This is a genomic window from Lyngbya aestuarii BL J, assembly GCF_000478195.2.
Taxonomy (GTDB): Bacteria; Cyanobacteriota; Cyanobacteriia; order Cyanobacteriales; family Microcoleaceae; genus Capilliphycus; species Capilliphycus aestuarii.
On the sequence record NZ_AUZM01000155.1, the window covers coordinates 1 to 2,907 of the forward strand.

The window sequence follows — 2,907 nt, forward strand, 5'->3', positions numbered from 1 at the left end:
TCCGTGTCGTTGGTTGTAAATGAAAGTTCTCCGTTAAAAGTATTTGCGGTATTTGTATCAAGTTGAACATCAAAAGTTCCTTGAGAACCCGCAGCAATAACGGTTGGGAAAGTTCCCGCTAAAGTTAACCCGGTGGGAAGCGTTAACTCCGAAAGAGTTAAGTCAGCAGTTCCGTTATTTTCGATAGTGAAGGTTTTGCTAACTACGCTTCCAACCGTCGAAGTTCCGAAGTCAAACGTTCCGGTATTGTCAGCAATATTAGTGGTATTTTGAATAACGGATATTTCGGGTAATGTTACAGCAGCAACTTGATATTCATAGGAACCACTATCTACTTTAGCAACGCCATTTTCATCCCCGTCTATTGGACGAGTTTGACCTCGTTGGTCAGTCGTTAGATTAACAGAAACTCCGGCATCTATCACCGGACTTCCAACCTGTAAAGGGTGAACTAAAACGCCATTAATATTCTGCAAGCTTCCCAGTAAGGGGTCAGTTAAAGTCACATTCTGGGTAATTTTAATATCATTCGGGTTGAGTTCATTGGATTGAAAATTACCGCCATCATCGCTAAATTGAAAGCCAGTATGATGATTAATATTCCAATTATTTCCGCCATTGTTAGCAACATTGTAAGCAACAATCGTATTTTTTAGCCTCGTTTGAGAACCGCCACCCCAAAATCCTCCGCCTTGAAAACCCGCGTAATTATTAGCAATGGTTGTGTTAATAATATTGGTCTGGTTTGTACCATTACTTAAAGCAATTGCACCCCCTAAACCGCTATTTCCATCTTCTGATTCGGCTCGATTTCCTGAAAATGTGCTATTTGTAATAGTAGTTGGAGATTGTTCGCCAATCCATAAACCTCCCCCTTGACTTAAAGCGCGATTTCCGGTAAAAGTAGTATTAGAAAGAGTAAGTTCGCCGTTACCATGTCTTAAGCCACCCCCCAAACCTTCTCCTTTCAAATTTTCGAGAATTGTGTTGTTTTGAATGGTACTATTTTCAACAATAACTTTATCCGGTGGATAAACAAATAAAAATAGTCCTCCCCCTTGTCCAGCACCTTGATTTCCGTCAAATAAACTGTTATTAATTTGAATGATTCCGCCTTGAGAACCGGGTGAAAAATTAGGCCCTGAAGCATTCGCACCATCGGTATAAATTGCACCACCAGCACCATAATAACCACCCAAACCATCAGAAACCGTTCCACCTGGGATTGAGGAGTTATTAATAAATCGGGAATTTTCAACGGTAAGGTTTCCTAACAGGTGATTAATTGCACCGCCATTAATTCCTTTATTATTGGTAAATTCGCTATCAAGTACGGTGAGAGAACCTGCGCTTTGAGTTGCAATTGCACCGCCACCCCGTTCGCTTTTTCCGAGTGTACCATCATTGTTATCAAACTTACTATTAATAATAGTTGTGTTACTCTTAAACCCAGTTAAAATTCCTCCCGCAAATTGAGCAACATTATTTCGGAGTTCGCTATTTTCTAAGGTTAATGTGGTTTCACTCGCCATGCGAATTCCTCCACCCGCACCGTCTTGTCCTGTTCCTTGTGCTTTTCCTTCTGCAATAATTAGGTTTTTTAAGCTAACCGCAGGTGACTGAAAGTTCGCATCAATTTTAATATCAAAAACTCGATTAGTTTGATTTCCACTAATGATTAAATCCGGTGCATTTTGACCATCAATAGTGAGATTTTTATCGATTTCAAGTTGACCGCTAGTTAGGGTAATTGTTTGACCTACAAGACTTGCATCAAATTGAATAATATCTCCAGGTTGTGCAGTTTTTATTGCATTTCTGAGAGAACCCAAGCCATTATCATTCGTATTGGTGACAGTAATCATTTTCCGACCTCTCTCTAGCTTATATTTTATTTTTCTAGTAATTTCAAGTATTTTCCGGAGATTAAATTAATCAATTTTTATTGATAAACATCCTATGAGTTCGTTTTTTAAAATGATTTTAAGTAGATACACCGTTGTATGAAATTTTTTGATGGATTCTAGATTAATTTTAAAATTATAAGCCAAATTGAACAAAATCACTAGAACTAATTTGAGTGGGTAAAATACCTGTTAATATTGCCAACTCCTCCCCGCTACTTTCAATCGCGATAACAGTGGAGTTTTCTATGAAATTCAGACTCAGTTTGTCGAAGGTTAAATCACCTGCGAGTGCAATTTTATCTTGACCGACAACAAAATCAGCAATTGTATCCTTTTCGAGAGTTGAACTTATTAAAAATGTATCCTCTCCCTCACCCCCAATTAACAAATCGTTCCCGAAATCACCACTGATTAAATCGTTATCCTCTCCACCCACTAACGTATCATTAGCCTGACCTCCATACAAAGTATCATCACCATCACCACCTCGGATTAAATCTGCACCTAAATTTCCCAAGAGTAAATCTTGATTACTGCCACCACAGATGCTATCATTATCTTTACCTGCAAAAATGGTATCATTTCCCGAGTTACCGAATAATTCATCATTTCCTTGATTTCCAAACAGATTATCATTGTCATCCCCCCCGCTAACGATATCATTTCCGATATCACCAAACAGCCAATCTTCTCCCAAACCTCCCCAAATATAATCATCTTCTTGACCGCCATAAATGCTATCATTTCCCGAACTTCCCATGAGAGAATCTGAATCTAAATTCCCCCAAATCATATCATTTCCCTCTTTTCCCCAGACTGCATCATTATTTTTACCGCCATAAATGCTATCATTTCCCAAGCCTGTATCGATGTGGTCATTTCCTTCATTTCCAAAAATTAAGTCATCACTATCTTGACTATAAATATTGTCATCTCCCCCCATTCCAAAGAGAGTATTATTGTTGGAATTTCCAAGAATTTCGTCGTTTTCAACGGTTCC

General features: G+C 38.5%; 2 protein-coding genes. Both read right to left on the reverse strand.

The window, feature by feature from the left end; translation table 11 throughout:
* A partial coding sequence (locus M595_RS27015) for a choice-of-anchor D domain-containing protein (protein ID WP_023069780.1) occupies positions 1-1,865 on the reverse strand: 1,865 nt, incomplete at its 3' end.
* A 175-nt stretch (positions 1,866-2,040) separates the two neighbouring features.
* On the reverse strand, positions 2,041-2,907 hold an 867-nt coding region (locus M595_RS27020; protein WP_023069779.1), incomplete at its 5' end, for a calcium-binding protein.